Origin of the sequence: Trueperella pecoris, from assembly GCF_014926385.1 — a bacterium.
GTDB classification, from domain to species: Bacteria; Actinomycetota; Actinomycetes; order Actinomycetales; family Actinomycetaceae; genus Trueperella; species Trueperella pecoris.
In genome coordinates this window covers 509,771-527,277 of sequence record NZ_CP053291.1, presented here as the reverse complement: position 1 = coordinate 527,277, position 17,507 = coordinate 509,771, and the positions used below count along the sequence as shown (strand labels likewise).

Genomic DNA, 17,507 nt, shown 5'->3' with positions numbered 1-17,507 from the left:
GCCCACTTGCGCCTATTCCGTCCGGTTGACCGATAGCTGCGTCATCTTCTTCAGCGACGGCAGAATCGCGGAGATAGCCAGCGCCGCTCCGATCAGCGCGCCGATGAGCACGACGACATACGTCGCCGTAAATCGCGCATCGAGGCTATGCGACACCGAATGCATGAGCACGAAGCCAGCACCGATTCCGCAGCCAGTGGCCAGGCTCGCCATGATGACGAGCGGCACCACGGATTCAACAAGAACCATCCGGCCCAGCTGGCTGACCTTCATACCGGACAGCCGGAGGCTCAATAGCGACCTGCGCCGCTCCAGCAAGCCCGCGTAAGTGGACACGACCAGCGAGATCACCGACACGATCAGCGTTACTCCGATGCCCATGTAGGTCATCATCGTCAGCGTATAAATCTGCGTGTTCATGCCCCTGCCGCCTCTGCCATCACGAATAGACAGATCCGGGTTAAGTGCCTGGTCTTTGAGGGCTGTGCGCAGATGGTCGATGTCGGCCGCTTCGCGCAGTTGAATGAATGCCACATTTTCGGCGACCGGATCGCCCGCCGGGTCGTATTCGATATAGGCTCCGCGCTCTTCAAGCAATCGCGCTATCTCGCGCAGATCTGCCCCGATAAGGTAGGCGTCCTTTTTATCTGTGTAGGGGTTGAAGCCGACGACGCCGCCATCGCAGCGCACATTTGGCAGGTAGTCGCGGGCGCTACCGCAGGGCAGGACTCGGTAGACGCCGGCCAGCTGTGGGAAGTTAGTGATGTTCTTAACCCAGGTGAATTCCGCAAGTCGTGCAAGGTCTTCTGCTGGCGCCTGCACGTTCACCGCGCCCGTGGCGAGTTCGGTGTTGCTCTGTTTGAAACGGTCTAAATCGACGTCTGAAACTACCGTGAGGAAGAAGCTGCCTGCGAAAAGGGCGAGGACTACTCCGACGACCGAGCGAGAGACTCGCCCTGCGTGGGCGCGAACGTAGGATGAACCGATGAAGATGTCGGCTGACTGGGCTGCCTTGCGGGCCAACGCCCCGAGGGCGTAGGTGATCCACGGTCCGGCGACGATCAACCCGATCATCGTCATCATGACACCGGCGAGTATCAAGTAGATGGTCTGCGCGGTTCCTTTGTTTTCCGTGATAGAGACGTAGATGTAGGTGAAGATCGCGACGCCCGCTAGAAGTGGGAGCAAACGCCAAATTCTGGGAGTGGCGTCATGTTTTTGTTGTCGAGCTACGCCCAATGGTGAGACGCGTAAGCCGCGCATGCCCCATGCGTTAGAGAAGAAAATGAGGGCGAGTGTGGCCAGGGCGACTATCATCCAGTGCCACGGTGTGAGACTAATGCGGCTGGGCCACTGCCTGTGACCGAAAGAGATGTCGAAGAGGAGCGGACGCGTCGCTAGGTAGGCGAGCGCGCCGAGCGCGTAGCCGACTACGGCGGCGACGAGCGATTCGAAGGTGACGATGCTGAGGATTTGCTTGTTTGTGGCTCCTACCAGCCGTAATGCAGCGTAGCGCTGTTCGCGTTGAACGCTGCCGAGCTTGGCGGCAATGGAAATGAGGATGACCACGGGGAAGAGCACGATGACGATGCCGAGGTATATGACAGCGCTGATGATGTTGCTGGCGATTTGCCCGTCGCGGTGGAAGTCGGTGATGGGAAGCGCATCCGGGATAGCGGCGCGTTCTGCTCCGACGATGACTAGGTGCTCGTCAGGGCTGGCGAGCATCTGCTCAGGCAGGACGCCGAGCTGTGTGGTGCCAAAGCGGCTACCGGCGTCGTATTGTGGGTGATCGGTGAGGAACTGTGCGACAGCGGGTGATACCCAGTACTGTCCTGGCTCTGGCCAGGCGGGCAGCCCTTCTGGTTTTTCGGGAGAGCCGCCATCGGTGGCCACATGCATTGTGTTTATGGCTTCGTCGCCGAGTTTGAAAACCGGGGAGAGGATCGACTCCATCCACAGTGGGTCGCCTTCACCGGAGGGCGTACTTACCGAGGTGTTGCCTTCAACGCGGGCGTGCCTGGCTTCGTCGTAGGCGGTACGCCACGCGGTGTGGGTGGTGTCGAAAATGGCGTGATGGTAGGCGGAGAAGAGGAAGAGGATGAGGACGCCGAAGGCTACGGCGCCGGTGAGCATCGTGAGCCGTCCGCGGCTTTGCCTGGCGCTGGCACGAAATAGGCTGGCTGCTAGTCTCATTGTGCCTCGATTCGGCCGTCACGTACCACTATCTCTCGGTCAGCGAAGGCGGCGATCATGGGTTCGTGGGTGACCATGACGACCGTCAAGCCTTCTGCACGAGCGAGCTGGACGATCATCTCCATGACCTGCTCGGAGTTGAAGGAATCGAGGGCGCCGGTCGGTTCGTCGGCAAACAGTATCTCGGGGCGGATGATGAGCGAGCGGGCGATAGCCACACGCTGGGCTTCACCGCCGGAGAGTTGGCCGGGCAGGAGCTCGGCTCGGTCGGCTAGGCCGACGCGCGCTAGCCATTCCTTAGCCCGCCGTACAGCTTCGCCCTTACGCACGCCGCCGAGCATGAGGGGCACCATGACATTGTCCAGCGCCGTCAGTTCGGGCACGAGTTGCCCGAACTGGAATACGAAGCCGAACTTGGTGCGGCGGAGGATGGTGCGCTCGGCGTCGGAAAGGCTGTCGATGCGTACGCCGTTGAAGAATACTGTGCCGTCGTCGGGGCGCTCGATGGCAGCGAGTGCGTGCAGGAGGGTGGATTTTCCGGAGCCGGAAGGCCCCATGATGGCGAGGATTTCGCCTCGTTCCACGTTGAGGTCGATGCCGCGCATGGCTTCGGTGCGGCCGAATGCCTTCTTTAGGCTTCGGGCTTCGAGGATGATGTCGTGTTCCATAGTTCTTCCTTCAGGTGAGTGAGGCGGCTGGCGGTCATGTCCATCCAGCGGATGTCGGCCTCGATGTGGAAAATAGCGTTGTCGAGCAGGATGCGTTCGGCGAGCGCTGCCCGACGACGCCGGGCGACGAGTTCTCGCATGCGGGCGAGGTGGGCTACCTTCTGGTCGTGGATGAAGGGAGCCGCGTCGCCGTCGAGCATGAGCGCGAGGATGACCTTCATGTAGAGGGTGGCTTGGAGCGTGGGAGCCGGAGCCTCGGGTTGGCGCAGCCAAGCGAGAAGGCGCTCGTGTCCGACGTCGGTGACGGCGTAGCGCGTGCGTTCCGGTCCGCCGGATATACCAGTGTCGTCGATTTTGGTGATCGCGGCGTCACGGGCGAGACGCCCTAGGATGGCGTAGAGCTGGCCGGGGAGAATGGGCTTGTCCCCAGCGAAAAGATCGTCGTACATCTTTTTGAGCTCGTAGCCGTAGTTCGGTTCCTTGGCGAGCAGGCCAAGGACGGCGAATTGCGTACTCATCAACCCTCTCTATTCACTCAGCGAGTAGTTCCTCCTCAGACTACCCCAACTAGTCACTGAATGAATAGTCGAGCGTATCCACCCTGAGAATGACTCAACCCTGAGTGCGATCAGGGATGCAGAACTTTCATACCCTGAGTAGAGGGGCCCAGGGCAATCGTGCCCTGGGCCCCTGCGGTTCAACCAGCTCTTAGCAAACCTGCCGATCGGAATCGTCCATTCAGCGCTCCCCGACCATCGTGGTCACGTCGAGCGCCTTGTTCAGCGTCTCCTCATCGATCTCGCCCCGCTCGACGAAACCGAGATCGATCGCGGCTTGCTTGACCGTGATGTTCTCCTTGACCGAGTGCTTGGCAATCTTCGCCGCGTTCTCATAGCCGATGTAGCGATTGAGCGGGGTCACGATCGATGGCGACGACTCGGCGAGCGCCAAGCAGCGCTCCTCGTTTGCCACCAGCCCGTCAACCGTCTTCGTGGCCAGTGCCTGCGCCACATTGCCCAAGATCTCGATCGATTCCAGGAGATTCTGTGCCATCACCGGCAGCATGACCAGCAAATTGAAGTTGCCCTGCGAACCGGCGAACGCGATGGCGGCGTCGTTGCCAATCACCTGGGCGGCCACCTGGACGGTCGCCTCAGGAATAACCGGGTTCACCTTGCCAGGCATGATCGACGAACCCGGCTGGAGATCGGGAAGATGAATCTCGCCGATGCCCGCACGCGGGCCGGATCCCATCCACCGCAAATCGTTGGCGATCTTCACCAGTGACACCGCAAGAACCCGCAACGCCCCCGACGTCTCAACCAACGAGTCCTGCGCCGCCTGCGCTTCAAAGTGATTGGCGGCCTCCACGAATGGCAACCCCATGTGCTCGGCGATGAGCTCAATGACTCGCTCAGAGAAACCCGCGGGCGTGTTAATGCCGGTCCCCACGGCCGTCCCGCCGAGCGGGAGCTCGGCCAAGCGCCCCTGCGTAGCCTGCACGCGCGCGATCCCATAGCGCACCTGCTGCGCGAAGCCTGAAAATTCTTGCCCCAGTGTGATCGGGGTGGCATCCATGAGGTGCGTGCGCCCCGACGTAACGACGTCCTTCCACTCCTCCGCCTTCTTCTCCAAGGACTGCGCCAGCCCTTCAAGCTTTGGTAACAAGTGCTCACGCAAAGCCGCAAGCGCAGCGATATGGATCGACGACGGAAAGACATCATTCGACGATTGCGAAGCGTTGACGTGATCGTTGGGATGGATGGGAAGGTCCTCCCGCGAAGCAAGAGTCGAGATCACCTCGTTAACGTTCATGTTCGAGCTCGTTCCCGAACCCGTCTGGAAGACGTCAATCGGGAACTGGTCCTCATGCAGCCCGGCAATTACCTCGTCTGCCGCCGCCACAATAGCGTTCTTACGCTCCTCGTCCACGACTCCGAGCTCGTGGTTGGCAATCGCCGCCGCCCTCTTAATCTGCGCAAGCGCTTGAATATGGGCGGGCGTCAATCGCTTGCCCGAGATCGGGAAATTCTCAACCGCGCGCTGCGTCTGTGCGCGGTAAAGAGCCTCGCGCGGCACCTTCACCTCGCCCATCGTGTCGTGCTCAACACGGTACTCAGTCATCGCCACTCCTTTGAAACTAAAACTAGATACGTTCCAGTTTTGCACGCTCGGGGCGAGAAAGGGAGGGCTTGCGCTGGGAGCTGAGAGGACGGCGTCGTGAAAACTACATCCTGCCGACGGACACCTGAACGCGCTGGAACTCCTTCAAATCCAGGTAGCCCGTCATCGCCATCGCGTGACGCAAGGCGCCCGTGAAATTCGTCTGCCCATCAGCCGACACCGACGGGCCACAAATGATCTTCTCAAGCGGCGCTCGCGTCCCCACATGAACCCGCTCCCCGCGCGGAAGGCTCTTGTGGAAGACCTCTGCACCCCAGTGGAAGCCCTTACCCGGCGCCTCGGCCGAACGCGCAAGTGCCGTACCCAGCATGACCCCGTCCGCGCCGCACGCGAACGCCTTCACCAGGTCCCCCGACGTCGAAATCTGGCCGTCGGCGATCACGTGCACATAGCGCCCACCAGTCTCGTCCATATATTCACGACGCGCGGCAGCCACGTCCGCAACCGTCGTCGCCATGGGGACGGCCACACCAACCGTGCGGCGATTCGCCGTCGTCGCCCCGCCGCCGAAGCCCGCCAAGACACCGGCCGCACCCGTACGCATCAGGTGCAGGGCCGCCGTGTACGACGCCGCACCGCCAACGATAACCGGGACGTCAAGCTCGTAAATGAAGCGCTTGAGATTGAGCGGCTCACGATTCGACGAAACGTGCTCGGCCGAAACCGTCGTGCCTCGAATAACGAAAAGGTCCACCCCAGCATTGACCACCGTCCGCCAATGCTCCTGGGTGCGCTGAGGGGAAAGGGCACCCGCCACGATCTGACCCGAATTGCGGATCTGCGCCAGCCGCTCAACAATCAGCTCATCCTTGATCGGCTCACTGTAAACCTCCTGCATGAGCGCGGTGGCACTCTTGGCCGGCTCGGCCGCAATACGATCAAAAATCGGTTCGGGATCCTCGTAACGAGTCCATAGCCCTTCGAGATCAAGCACACCGACGCCGCCCAATTTGCCAATCTGAATGGCTGTCGCCGGGGAGGTCACCGAGTCCATCGGGGCAGACATGATCGGGATGTCCAACAGCGATGCATCGAACTGCCAGGAGATGGACACATCAGCAGCATCGCGCGTACGACGCGAGGGAACAACCGAGATGTCATCGAACGAATAGCCAACACGTGCGCGCTTGCCGCGACCAATTTCCGTTTCACTCACGTCTTAAGACTACCGGACGCGCGGCCGTCGCCGTCGGGGCGCTTTGGAATGTCGGAGGGCTTTGGAATGTCGGAGGGGCGCTTTAGACTGAAGAAGATGACCTCAAGGAGTTGATATGTGGACTTCCCTTCCCCGGGCCGGCTTCGATACTGAAACGACCGGCGTCAATGTTCTCACGGACCGGCTCGTCACCGCCGCCGTGATCATTAGAGATGGAGATAGCGAAGAACGCTACACGTGGATGGCGGACCCCGGGGTGGAGATTCCCGAATACGCCTCAGCCGTTCACGGTATCACCACCGAGCGTGCCCGTGCGGAAGGGCGCCCGATCCGCGACGTGCTCGAGGAGGTTGCCCAGGTCCTGGCTCGGCACATGGCGGCAGGTAACCCGGTCGTCGCCTATAACGCGTCGTTTGATTTTTCCTTGCTCGAAAATGAACTCGCCCGGCACGGCCTGCCGACCCTCGCCGGCCGCCTCGGCGGGGACATTTTCCCCGTCATCGACCCGTATTTCCTCGATCGCCACGTGGATCGCTACCGGCGAGGCAAGCGCAACCTCGAAAGCATCGCCCGGCACTATGGCGTCCCCGCCGACGAGACTTTCCACGAGGCTGAGGGCGACGTGCGGATGACGCTGCGCGTTTTGAACAAGATTCTGGAAAAATACCCCGCGCTCGCCGACGCTCCCCTCGACGTCCTGATGAACGACCAGCTCGCCGCCTACAACAACTTCATGGACTTCATTTCCCGCAAGTTCCCCCGCTCCAAGGACGAGCCGCGGGGCTGGCCTGTTGCCACACTGGCAGCTGAGCCAGATGATACGGATGATTCCGACGGCCCGCTCACTCTTTTCTAGGGATCACGACGCCGGGGCGGCGGCACTGCCACTCGCCTGCGGCACCATCCGCCGGCGGCGCTGCCACTCGCCGGCGCTGTAGTAAGCTGACCGCCGCTGTAGTAACCTACGCCACTTTAATAGGGTCTCGACCAGCTTAATACAGCGGCAGCAGCCAGGCGCCCGGGGCAGCCAGGCGCCCGCGACAACGCAGGCACCCGCGGCAAGCAGAACCCCGGGCCACCCCGGGGCCCGCCCCTAATTGTGCGCCGAGTAGTTCGGAGCCTCGGTCGTCATCTGGATGTCGTGCGGATGCGATTCACGCAAACCCGCTGCGGTAATGCGCACGAAGCGGCCCTTGGCCTGAAGCTCCGGGATCGAGCGCGCTCCCGTGTAGAACATCGTCTGGTGCAAGCCGCCCACAAGCTGGTAGATCACCGAACCGAGCGGGCCGCGGAATGGCACCTGGCCCTCGATGCCCTCGGGGACGATCTTGTCATCAGAGGAAACGTCGGCTTGGAAGTAACGATCCTTCGAGTAGGAAACGCGCCCGCGCGAGCTCATCGCGCCGAGCGAGCCCATACCGCGGTAGGACTTGTACTGCTTGCCGTTGACGAACACCAGCTCGCCCGGCGATTCCTCGCATCCGGCCAGGAGCGAGCCCAGCATGACTGTCGAGGCGCCGGCCACAAGAGCCTTGCCGATATCGCCAGAGTATTGCAGACCGCCGTCGGCGATGAGGGGAACTCCTGCGGGCTTGCAGGCCAACGACGCCAAGTGGATCGCCGTCACCTGTGGTACGCCAATGCCTGCCACAACACGGGTGGTGCAGATCGACCCCGGCCCGACGCCAACCTTGACCGCGTCCACCCCGGCGTCAATCAGGGCCTGGGCGCCCTCCGTCGTCGCGACGTTTCCGCCGATCACGTCCACGCCCGCGAACCGCGGATCGGACTTGATGCGGGAAATCATGTCCAGCGCAAGGCGGGCCTCGCCGTTGGCGGTATCAACGACGAGCACGTCCACGCCCGCCTCGGCCAGTGCCTCGGCACGCTCCCACGCGTCGCCCCAATAGCCGACGGCTGCGCCCACGCGCAGGCGCCCACTGGCATCCTTGGTCGCGTTGGGGTACTTCTCAGACTTTGTAAAGTCTTTGACGGTGATCAGGCCGGTGAGGCGCCCGTCGTCGTCGATGAGCGGGAGCTTTTCGATCTTGTTTTCACGCAGGAGACGGGCGGCCTCGTCACGCTCGATTCCTTGCTTACCCGTGATGAGCGGCATGCAGGTCATCGCTTCGGACACGCGCATCGTTTCCCACTTCTCGTGCGGGATGAAACGAAGATCGCGGTTGGTGATGATACCGAGGAGCTTACCGCCGGCATCGACGACCGGCAGGCCGGAAATCTTGTACTGGCCGCAGAGGGTGTCGAGCTCGTCGATCGTTGCATTCGGGTGAATGGTCACAGGATCGGACACCATGCCCGACTCCGATCGCTTCACCACGCGTACCTGCTGCGCCTGATCCTCGATCGAGAGGTTACGGTGCAGGATGCCCAGGCCGCCTTGGCGGGCCATCGCGATGGCCATGGCAGCCTCGGTCACGGTATCCATCGCCGCGCTGAGCAACGGGACGCGCACGGAGATGTTGCGGGTTAGAAGGGAGGTGGTGTCAACCTCTGAGGGCACGACGTCGGTCGCGTTCGGCAGGAGGAGGACATCATCGTAGGTCAAACCAACAAGGGTGAAAGGATCTGTAGTCACACGTTCATCCTATGTCTGCCGTCAGCCATTTCGTAGCCCGTCTCATGAGGGATACCCCCTATTGGCTCGCTATCTGGACAAAATCGATGAGTGATTTTGCACTATTCCAAATTATGATCTGTTGAGGTAATGTCATGTGAGGATTTGAATGAAGCCATATCAGCGTCGATGGGCACCGCCCGGGTCGCTGATGGCACGTAAGGGAGTGACCGTGGTAGCTCACATTAAGGATGTGCAGGGAGCGCTCGTCGACTATTGGGACTGGCAGGCTCTCGGATCGTGTAACACGATGGACCCTGAATTCTTCTTCCACCCCGAGGGCGAGCGTGGCGGCCCGCGTCGGCGCCGCATCGAGCGCGCGAAGCGCATTTGCCAGACTTGCCCGGTTCTTGATCAGTGCCGCGAATACGCCCTCACCCACAACGAGCCTTACGGCGTGTGGGGCGGGTTGTCCGAGGAAGAGCGTAACCGTTTGGCGAGGGAACGACGCCGTAGCCGCGCCTCGTAGACAACCTCGGCTGTCGCACGCCCCGATGAACGGCACCGCCGGCCAGCCCTCACCCCAGGTATGCCACCGCGGACTCGAATAACTGCATATCGTAGCGGCCCGGCACGTTGCGGTAGAGGCCTGAGCCGATGCGTTCGGCGTGGCCCATCTTGCCAAACACGCGTCCGTCGGGCGAGGTGATGCCCTCGATCGCGGCAACAGAACCGTTGGGGTTGGCCGTGATGTCCATCGTCGCATTGCATGCAAGATCCACGTACTGCGTGGCGATCTGGCCGCGTTCGATCATCGCCTGCAGGTCGGCGTCTAAGACGTGGAAGCGCCCCTCGCCGTGCGAGATCGGCACCGAGTACACCTCCCCCGGCTTGACGCCGGCCAGCCAGGGGCTGGAATTATTCTCGACCCGCACCCGCACGATACCCGACTGGTGCCGCCCGATCCGGTTGAAGGTCAACGTCGGCGCCCCGGCGGCGGGCGCCACAATCTTGCCATAGGGCACAAGCCCCAGCTTAACGAGCGCTTGGAAGCCGTTGCAGATGCCGAGGATGAGGCCGTCGCGGCCCAGGAGATCCTCCACCCCGGCGGTGAGCGCATCGTTGCGCAGGAACGAGGTGATGAACTTCGCCGAGCCGTCCGGCTCGTCGCCGCCCGAGAATCCCCCGGGAATGATGAGCATCTGTGCCTCCGCGAGCGCGCCCGCGAATTCCTCCACGGACCGCGCGATGTCGTCTTCACTGCGGTTCTTCACCACGAACACGTGCGCCTTCGCGCCCGCAGCCTCGACGGCCCGCGCGGTATCGTATTCACAATTCGTGCCTGGGAATACCGGGATGAGCGCCTTCACGACGCCGCCCGCGCGCCTTACCTTCCTCCCCTGAGGAACCTTGGGCTCGCGGCGCGTCCCGCCACACACCTTCTCAGCGCCTGGCGATGTCAGGGCGCCGCGTAGGCCTGCTGGAATCTGGCCTGGCTGATCTACGTGGCGGAGGTAGACGTCGTCGAGCACGCTTGCATTGAGGGTGAAGATCTCCGCACTGGGCACGCTTTCGCCGCGCCAGGTGAAGCCTTCCGCGCTCACCGTGCCCAGCACCTGGCCAGCAACCTCAGCGTCCTCGGCCCATTCGAGCACGAACGCGCCGTAGGCGTAGTCGAACAGCGAGTCGAGGCCGACCTCGCCGGTGAATTCAAAGCCAAAGCCCTCGCCGGCGGCCATCTTCATCACAGCCTCGGCCACGCCGCCGCGGCAGGGCGTGTATGCGCTCACCACCGCGCCGCTGCGTAGCAGCTCGGTCACCTGCGCAAATACCGCCTGCAGGGACTCAGGTTCGGGCAGACCAGCTAGCGCTCCGCCGTCGGCGATGCGGGGGCGCAGCAGGCTGACACGGTTGCCCACAGCCTTGAACTGGTTGGGTACCATGTTTCCAGCCTCGTCCACGGCGAGCGCGAAGGAGACGAGCGTGGGCGGCACGCTCAGCTCGTTAAACGAGCCTGACATCGAGTCCTTGCCACCAATCGCGCCGGCGCCCAGGCCGATCTGCGCTTCCAGCGCGCCGAGCAGGGCGGCCACCGGCTTGCCCCAGCGGGCCGGGTCCTGGCCGAGGCCCTCGAAGTATTCTTGGAAGGAGAGGTAGACGTCGTCGCTCTTCGCGCCGGTGGCCACGAGCTTCGCCACCGATTCGACCACGGCCAGATATGCGCCGTGGAAGGGGCTTGCCTCGCTCAGGTACGGGTTGTAGCCCCATGACATGACGGACACGGCGTCGGTCTCTTCGCTGGTCGGGAGGCGGTGGGCCATCGCCTGAATCGGGGTAGCTTGGAGCGAGCCTCCGAAGGGCATGAGGACGGTTCCCGCGCCCACGGTCGAGTCGAAGCGTTCGGCAAGTCCCTTCTTTGAGGCCACGTTGAGGTCGCAGGCCACCTCAGCTAGGCGTTCGGCGAACGTGCCGGTACGCCCGAGCCGCGTCGCCGCCCAATCCCCCGACGCCGCCACCTCGGCGCTCGCGTGCTGGTCGGCTCCGTTCGTGTCGAGGAACGAGCGGGCGATGTCCACCACCGGCTCGCCACGCCAATACATGCGCAGCCGCCCAGAGTCGCTCACGGTTGCGATGACGGTCGCTTCCAGATTCTCCGTTGCGGCCAGCTCGATGAAGCGCTCTGCGTCGCTGGCCTCGACCACCACGGCCATGCGCTCCTGGCTCTCCGAGATCGCGATCTCGGTCCCATCAAGCCCCTCGTACTTCTTGGGCACGGCGTCGAGGTTGATATCCAGCCCGTCGGTAAGTTCGCCCACCGCCACGGCCACGCCGCCCGCGCCGAAGTCGTTGCAGCGCTTGATGAGGAGCGCGGCCTCGGGGTTACGGAACAGGCGCTGGAGTTTGCGTTCCTCGGGCGCGTTGCCCTTCTGGACTTCCGCACCGGCGCTAGTCAGCGACTCCACCGTGTGCGTTTTCGACGATCCGGTGGCGCCGCCGATGCCGTCGCGTCCGGTCGCCCCGCCCACGAGCAGCACGACGTCGCCCGGCTGGGGTGCCTCCCTGCGCACCTGCTCCGCCGGTGCGGCTGCCACGACGGCGCCGAGTTCCATGTGCTTGGCCACGTAGCCGGGATGGTAGATCTCGTCGACGATGCCGGTGGCCAGGCCGATCTGGTTGCCATACGAAGAGTATCCGGCGGCCGCGCGCTGCGCGATCGCGCGTTGGGGCAGCTTACCTTCGAGGGTCTCGGACAGGGGTGTGCGTGGGTCGCCGCTGCCGGTCAGGCGCATTGCCCCGTGAACGTAGCCGCGCCCGGAGAGCGGGTCACGGATCGCGCCGCCGATGCAGGTGGCGGCTCCGCCGAACGGCTCAATCTCGGTGGGGTGGTTGTGCGTCTCGTTCTTGAACAGCACCAGCCAAGGCTCGGCCTTTCCGCCAACCTTCGCATCGACCTTAATCGTACAGGCGTTGATCTCCTCGGACTCGTCCACGTGCGCAAGCTTTCCGCGCGCTTTGAGGAGCTTTGCACCGATTGTGGCCATGTCCATGAGGGTGATCGGCTTGGAACGCCGCAGTTCGCGGCGCGCGTCGATATAGGTCTGGTAGGACTGCTCCACCTGTGGATTGTCAAACGTCACCTCGTCAAGCACGGTCATGAACGTCGTGTGGCGGCAGTGGTCGGACCAGTAGGTGTCGACCACCTTCACCTCGGTCATGGTCGGCTGACGCCCCTCGGTGGCGAAGTAGTCGCGCAGCATCGCCAAATCCGCCTCGCTCATCGCCAGGCCCAGCTCGACCCGCAACTGTGCAAGCTCCGCGTCATCTTTCCCCACAAGTTCTACGTTCACGACGCCGTCCGGCGCCGTCGTCTCGCCTGCCAGGCTTTCCGGCCGTGCAAGCGTGCCCTCGCGCGCCTCGACCGGGTTGATGACGTAGTTTTTGATGGCCGCGAGCGCGGCGGCGTCGGCCTCGATGGTGTAGATCTTCGCCGCCCGTACCACCGGGCGTTGGCCGCCGAGCTGGATCTGGATGCATTGGGCGGCCGAATCGGCGCGCTGGTCGTACTGGCCCGGCAGCGGTTCGACGGCGAAGACGTGACCGGCCAGGCCGGCGTCGTCCAGCGAGGCGAACGTGTCATCTACCTGCGGTTCGGACAGGATCGTGGGGAGGACGGCGGCGAATTCGGCGTCGGTCAGGCCGTCGACGTCGTAGCGGTTGAGCACCCGCACCTGGCCGATACTCAGGCCAAGCACGTCGCGTAGTTCGGAGGCGAGTGCGGCGGCCTCGAGGCGTTCTGCGGGCTTCTTTTCGACGTAGATGCGGTGCATGGGGATCCTTAGTGCTGGCGGAACTGGTGGGCGATGTCGGTGCGGTAGTGCGCTCCGGTAAAGGAGATGCGCCGCACGCGTTCGTAGGCGAGGTCGAGGGCGGCGGGGAGGGTCGAGGCGCGGGCACAGACGCCGAGTACACGGCCGCCGTTGGTCAGTAGCTGGCCGTCCCGCTCAGCGACGCCGGCGGCGACGACGTGCTGCTCGAGGTCGGTGGGCAGGTCGATGGGGTCGCCCTTGCGCGGGGCGGCGGGGTAGCCTTCGGCGGACATGACGACGCAGGCGGCGGCGCCCTGTGCGAAGTCGACGGGCACGTCCGCGAGTGTGCCGGCGGAGGTAGCTTCGAAAATGTCGAGGAGGTCAGATTCGAGGAGCGGCAGGACTACCTGGGTCTCAGGGTCGCCGAAGCGGCAGTTATACTCGATGACCTTCGGCCCGTCGGCGGTAAGAATGAGGCCGAAGTAGAGGCACCCGGTGAAGGGCATGCCCTCGGCGGCAAGCCCGGCCACGGTGGGCCCGAAAATCTCGCGCTCGCAACGCTTAGCAACCTCGGCGGTATATAGCGGGTTGGGGGCGATGACTCCCATGCCGCCGGTGTTCGGGCCTCGGTCGCCGTCGAGGAGGCGCTTGTGATCCATGGCGGACACCATCGGGCGAATCGTCTTCCCGTCGCTAAAGGCCAGGACGGAAACCTCCGGGCCAGTGAGGAATTCTTCGATGACGAGGCGCTCGCCGGACCGTCCGAAGCGGCCGCCCATCGCCTCGCGCACGGCCGTCTCGGCCTCCTCGCGAGTCAGCGCCACGGTCACGCCCTTGCCGAGCGCCAGGCCGTCGGCCTTGACCACGACGGGCAGGTCGCAGGTGGCGATGTGTGCGAGGGCCGAGGCTTCGTCGTCGTAAACGGCGTAACCTGCGGTGGGGATGCCGTGGCGTGCCATGAAGGCCTTGGCGAACGACTTCGAGCCCTCGATCTGCGCGGCGGCCTTGGTAGGACCGAAGCTGCGGATACCTGCGACGGTGAAGGCATCCACAGCTCCGGCCACGAGCGGGTCGTCTGGAGTAACGACGGCGTAGTCCACGCCTTCCTCGCGCGCATAGGCGACGAGCGCGTCAATCTCCATCGCGCCGATAGGCACGCAGGTGATGGCGGCGCCGCCTGCTTCCCGCGCAATGCCGGCGTTGCCCGGCGCCACGACGATCTCGTCCACGCGCGGGCTCTCGGCTAGCTTGCGCACGATCGCGTGTTCGCGTCCGCCCGATCCGATGACCAAAACCTTCATTGTTTTCCCTTCCCGCGCTGTGCGAGGTCCGCCGTCAGCTCCGCCAGGGCCTGCGGCAAAATTTTCCATTCGGCCTCCTTCATGACGCGGGCCTGCAGGGTCTTGGCCGTGTCCCCCGGCTCCACGTCGACGTCGCGCTGAAGCAGGATCTCCCCGCCGTCGATGGTGTCGGTGACGAGGTGGACCGTGGCACCCGTGCGGGTCTCCCCCGCGGCGAGCACGGCCTCGTGGACGCGTAGCCCGTACATCCCCTTGCCCCCGTAGGCAGGCAGGAGCGAGGGGTGAATGTTGATGATGCGCCCGGCGTAGGCGCGGGTGACCGCGGGTGGCACGATGGCGAGGAAGCCCGCCAACACGACGACGTCGATGCCCGCCTTCTCCAGCACGCGCGCCAGGTTCGTTGTGCTCACCTCGATCGTGGGGATGCCCGCCGCGGCGGCGCGTAGCCTCGCGTAACAGTCCCGGTCCACCCCCACGAGCGCGATCTTCGCGTGGGGAAATGCGCCGGCACGCTCGGCGTCGAGGAGCGCCTGGAGGTTCGTTCCTCCACCCGAGCACAGCACCGCCACTTTCACAGCTGGACGCCCTCCAGTTCGATACCCTCAGTCTCGGTCACAACGCCGACGACCGTGGCCGGCTCGCCCGCAGCGGCGAGGACGGCGAGAGCCGCGTCGACGTCATCGGGAGCGACGACGATCGCCATGCCCAGCCCCATGTTGAATGTGTTGTACATGTCGCGTGCGGGAATGTTGCCCTCGCGCGCGAGGAGATCGAAGATTGGCGGGCGTGCAATCGCCGCGGTGTCGATGCGCATCCCCAGGCCGGCGGGCAGTGCCCGCGGCAAGTTCTCGAACAGGCCCCCGCCCGTGATGTGGCTGATCGCCTTGATGGCAACAACCTCGGCGAGCGCAAGCACGGGCTTGACGTAGATCTTCGTCGGGGTCAGGAGCGCCTCGCCCAGGCTCTGGCCCAGCTCGGGGTAGATAGTCGCGAGCGAGTCGGGCTGTGCGAACACCTTGCGGACAAGCGAGAATCCATTCGAGTGAACGCCGGAGGAAGAAAGCCCGAGCACAACGTCACCGGGGGCGGCGTCGCCCACCACCATCTTCTCCTCGTCCACCATGCCCACGGCGAAGCCCGCAAGGTCATACTCGTCCTCGGGGTAGAAACCGGGCATCTCCGCGGTTTCACCGCCGATGAGAGCGGCGCCGGACTGCACGCAGCCCTCCGCGATTCCACTCACAATCTGCTCGATGCGCTCAGGGACGTTCTTGCCGCAGGCAATGTAGTCGAGGAAGAAAAGCGGGCGCGCCCCCACGCACACAATGTCGTTGACGCACATGGCCACGCAGTCGATACCCACCGTGTCATGGCGGTCAAGCGCGAAGGCCAGCTTGAGCTTCGTGCCCACGCCGTCCGTGCCCGAGACGAGGATCGGCTTGGACATGCCCGCAACATCGGGCGCAAACATCCCACCGAAACCGCCGAGGCCGGAAAGCACGCCCGGGGTGCGCGTGCGGGCCACGTGAGTCTTCATCAACTCCACGGCGCGATACCCGGCGGTGATATCCACGCCCGCCGCGGCATACGATTCCGAATACGACTGGCTAGTCACGGACGAGCCTCCTTCACCTGAGAAATCGTGGGTCGGTCCATGGGCTTCGGCTGGCCGGTCGAGAGCCCAAGTGTGTAGCGGTCAACCTCCGCGCGCACAGGGGTCGGATAATTCCCATCGAAGCAGGCGGTACAGAAGCCGCCAATCTTCGCGGGCTCAGCCATCCGGCGCGCATCCTCGATGCTGAGGTATCCCAACGAGTCGGCGCCGATCTCCTCCCGGATCTCTTCCTCGCTCAGATGGCAGGCGATGAGGTTATCCCGCGAATCGATGTCCGTACCGTAGTAACACGGGTTGAGGAACGGCGGGGCCGAGACGCGGAAATGAACCTCGGTGGCGCCGGCCTCACGCAGCAAGCCGATGATGCGCTTGGAGGTGGTGCCGCGGACAATCGAATCGTCGACCAACACCACGCGCTTGCCCGCCACCACCGACGGCACCGGGTTGAGCTTGATCCGCACGCCGCGCTCGCGGCTCGACTGACCCGGCGAGATGAAGGTGCGCCCGATGTACTTGTTCTTAATGAAACCGGTGTCATAGGCAATGCCCGACTCGTGGGAGAAGCCCATGGCGGCGTCGAGGCCGGAATCTGGCACACCAATGACGATGTCCGCCTCCACAGGGTGAGCCTGGGCAAGAAAACGCCCCGCACGCTGGCGGGCGATATGGACGCTCATGCCATCCACGTCCGAATCCGGGCGTGCGAAATAGATGTATTCAAAAACGCAGGCCGAGTGCGGCTTCGTGCCGCAATGGGTGCGGATCGAGCGCAACCGAATAGGCACCTCCGGATCGGCGACTTCCGGGCGTTCGGCGATGACGATTTCACCGGGCTCCACGTCGCGCAGATAGGTGGCCCCCACCGCGTGTAAGGCACAGGTCTCGGATGCGAAGACCACCCCGCCGTCGTCGAGCGTGCCGATGCATAGCGGACGGAAGCCGTGCGGGTCGCGCACGGCGAGGAGCTTCTTGGGCGACATGACGACGAGGGAGTAGGCGCCCACCAGGCGGCCCATCGCGGCCTCGACGGCCGATTCGATGGAGGCCGTCTTGAGGCGCGCATGGATGATCTCGTAAGAGATAACCTCGGTGTCCGTGCTGGTCTGGAACACGGATCCGCGCCCCTCGAGCTCGCGGCGAAGCTCGGCGGCATTAGCGAGGTTGCCGTTGTGGGCGAGCGCCATTGTGCCCTTCATGTGGTTGACCACCAGTGGCTGGGCGTTGACCCGGCTGCGCGCACCCGTCGTGCCGTAACGAACGTGGCCGGTGGCCATCTCGCCGGTACCGAGTCGCTCGAGCACGTCGGCGCTAAAGACGTCGCCGACCAAGCCGAGGTCGCGATGCTCGGCGAACACGCCGTCGTCGTTCACAACGATCCCGCAGCTCTCCTGGCCACGGTGCTGCAACGCATACAGCGCGTAGTAAGAATCGAGTGCCACGCGGGCGGCCTCGGGGCGGAAAACCCCGAACACTCCGCATTCTTCTTCAATTGCCATTGCGGCCCT

Annotated in this window: 13 protein-coding genes; 2 read left to right on the top strand and 11 right to left on the bottom strand. The window is 64.0% G+C overall.

Features of this window, described 5'->3' with window-relative positions:
• Nucleotides 1–12 precede the first annotated feature (12 nt).
• The 5 genes from HLG82_RS02565 to HLG82_RS02545 form a co-directional block, all read right to left on the bottom strand.
• Nucleotides 13–2,196, bottom strand: coding sequence for an FtsX-like permease family protein (locus HLG82_RS02565; RefSeq protein ID WP_193327168.1), 2,184 nt, complete (start codon nucleotides 2,194–2,196; stop codon nucleotides 13–15).
• A complete protein-coding gene (locus tag HLG82_RS02560) occupies nucleotides 2,193–2,864 on the bottom strand; it encodes an ABC transporter ATP-binding protein (protein WP_193327167.1) in 672 nt (223 codons plus the stop codon). Before HLG82_RS02560 ends, HLG82_RS02565 begins: the two co-directional genes overlap by 4 nt.
• Nucleotides 2,828–3,382 (bottom strand): PadR family transcriptional regulator, encoded by a 555-nt coding sequence (locus HLG82_RS02555; protein WP_193327166.1) that lies wholly within the window; start codon nucleotides 3,380–3,382, stop codon nucleotides 2,828–2,830. Before HLG82_RS02555 ends, HLG82_RS02560 begins: the two co-directional genes overlap by 37 nt.
• A 220-nt stretch (nucleotides 3,383–3,602) precedes the next feature.
• Entirely contained in the window at nucleotides 3,603–4,988 is a 1,386-nt protein-coding gene (locus tag HLG82_RS02550; RefSeq protein ID WP_193327165.1) for a class II fumarate hydratase, read from the bottom strand.
• Nucleotides 4,989–5,091: 103 nt separating this feature from the next.
• On the bottom strand, nucleotides 5,092–6,204 hold the full coding sequence (locus tag HLG82_RS02545) for a GuaB3 family IMP dehydrogenase-related protein (RefSeq protein ID WP_193327164.1): 1,113 nt from the start codon (nucleotides 6,202–6,204) through the stop codon (nucleotides 5,092–5,094).
• A gap of 115 nt (nucleotides 6,205–6,319) precedes the next feature.
• On the opposite strand from HLG82_RS02545, the gene HLG82_RS02540 reads away from it, so the two are divergent.
• Nucleotides 6,320–7,060 carry an exonuclease domain-containing protein gene (locus tag HLG82_RS02540; RefSeq protein ID WP_193327163.1) on the top strand — a complete coding sequence of 247 codons (741 nt, stop codon included), beginning with the start codon at nucleotides 6,320–6,322 and terminating at the stop codon, nucleotides 7,058–7,060.
• 237 nt (nucleotides 7,061–7,297) lie between these two features.
• Here HLG82_RS02540 and guaB read toward each other — a convergent pair whose 3' ends face one another.
• Entirely contained in the window at nucleotides 7,298–8,800 is a 1,503-nt protein-coding gene (gene guaB, locus HLG82_RS02535; protein WP_193327162.1) for an IMP dehydrogenase, read from the bottom strand.
• 190 nt (nucleotides 8,801–8,990) lie between these two features.
• Here guaB and HLG82_RS02530 point away from each other — a divergent pair, with 190 nt between their 5' ends.
• Nucleotides 8,991–9,308, top strand: coding sequence for a WhiB family transcriptional regulator (locus tag HLG82_RS02530; RefSeq protein WP_193327696.1), 318 nt, complete (start codon nucleotides 8,991–8,993; stop codon nucleotides 9,306–9,308).
• Between the two features lie 49 nt (nucleotides 9,309–9,357).
• On the opposite strand, the gene HLG82_RS02525 is transcribed toward HLG82_RS02530, so the two are convergent.
• The 5 genes from HLG82_RS02525 to purF are packed head-to-tail and all read right to left on the bottom strand — an operon-like array spanning nucleotide 9,358 to nucleotide 17,498.
• On the bottom strand, nucleotides 9,358–13,107 hold the full coding sequence (locus tag HLG82_RS02525) for a phosphoribosylformylglycinamidine synthase (protein ID WP_193327161.1): 3,750 nt from the start codon (nucleotides 13,105–13,107) through the stop codon (nucleotides 9,358–9,360).
• A gap of 8 nt (nucleotides 13,108–13,115) precedes the next feature.
• Nucleotides 13,116–14,387: a phosphoribosylamine--glycine ligase gene (gene purD, locus HLG82_RS02520; protein WP_193327160.1), complete on the bottom strand. Its 1,272-nt coding sequence runs from the start codon at nucleotides 14,385–14,387 to the stop codon at nucleotides 13,116–13,118.
• Nucleotides 14,384–14,962, bottom strand: a complete 579-nt coding sequence (purN, locus tag HLG82_RS02515) for a phosphoribosylglycinamide formyltransferase (protein WP_193327159.1) — start codon at nucleotides 14,960–14,962, stop codon at nucleotides 14,384–14,386. Before purN ends, purD begins: the two co-directional genes overlap by 4 nt.
• Nucleotides 14,959–16,002, bottom strand: coding sequence for a phosphoribosylformylglycinamidine cyclo-ligase (purM, locus tag HLG82_RS02510; RefSeq protein ID WP_193327158.1), 1,044 nt, complete (start codon nucleotides 16,000–16,002; stop codon nucleotides 14,959–14,961). Before purM ends, purN begins: the two co-directional genes overlap by 4 nt.
• Nucleotides 15,999–17,498, bottom strand: a complete 1,500-nt coding sequence (purF, locus tag HLG82_RS02505) for an amidophosphoribosyltransferase (RefSeq protein WP_193327157.1) — start codon at nucleotides 17,496–17,498, stop codon at nucleotides 15,999–16,001. Before purF ends, purM begins: the two co-directional genes overlap by 4 nt.
• Nucleotides 17,499–17,507 lie beyond the last annotated feature (9 nt).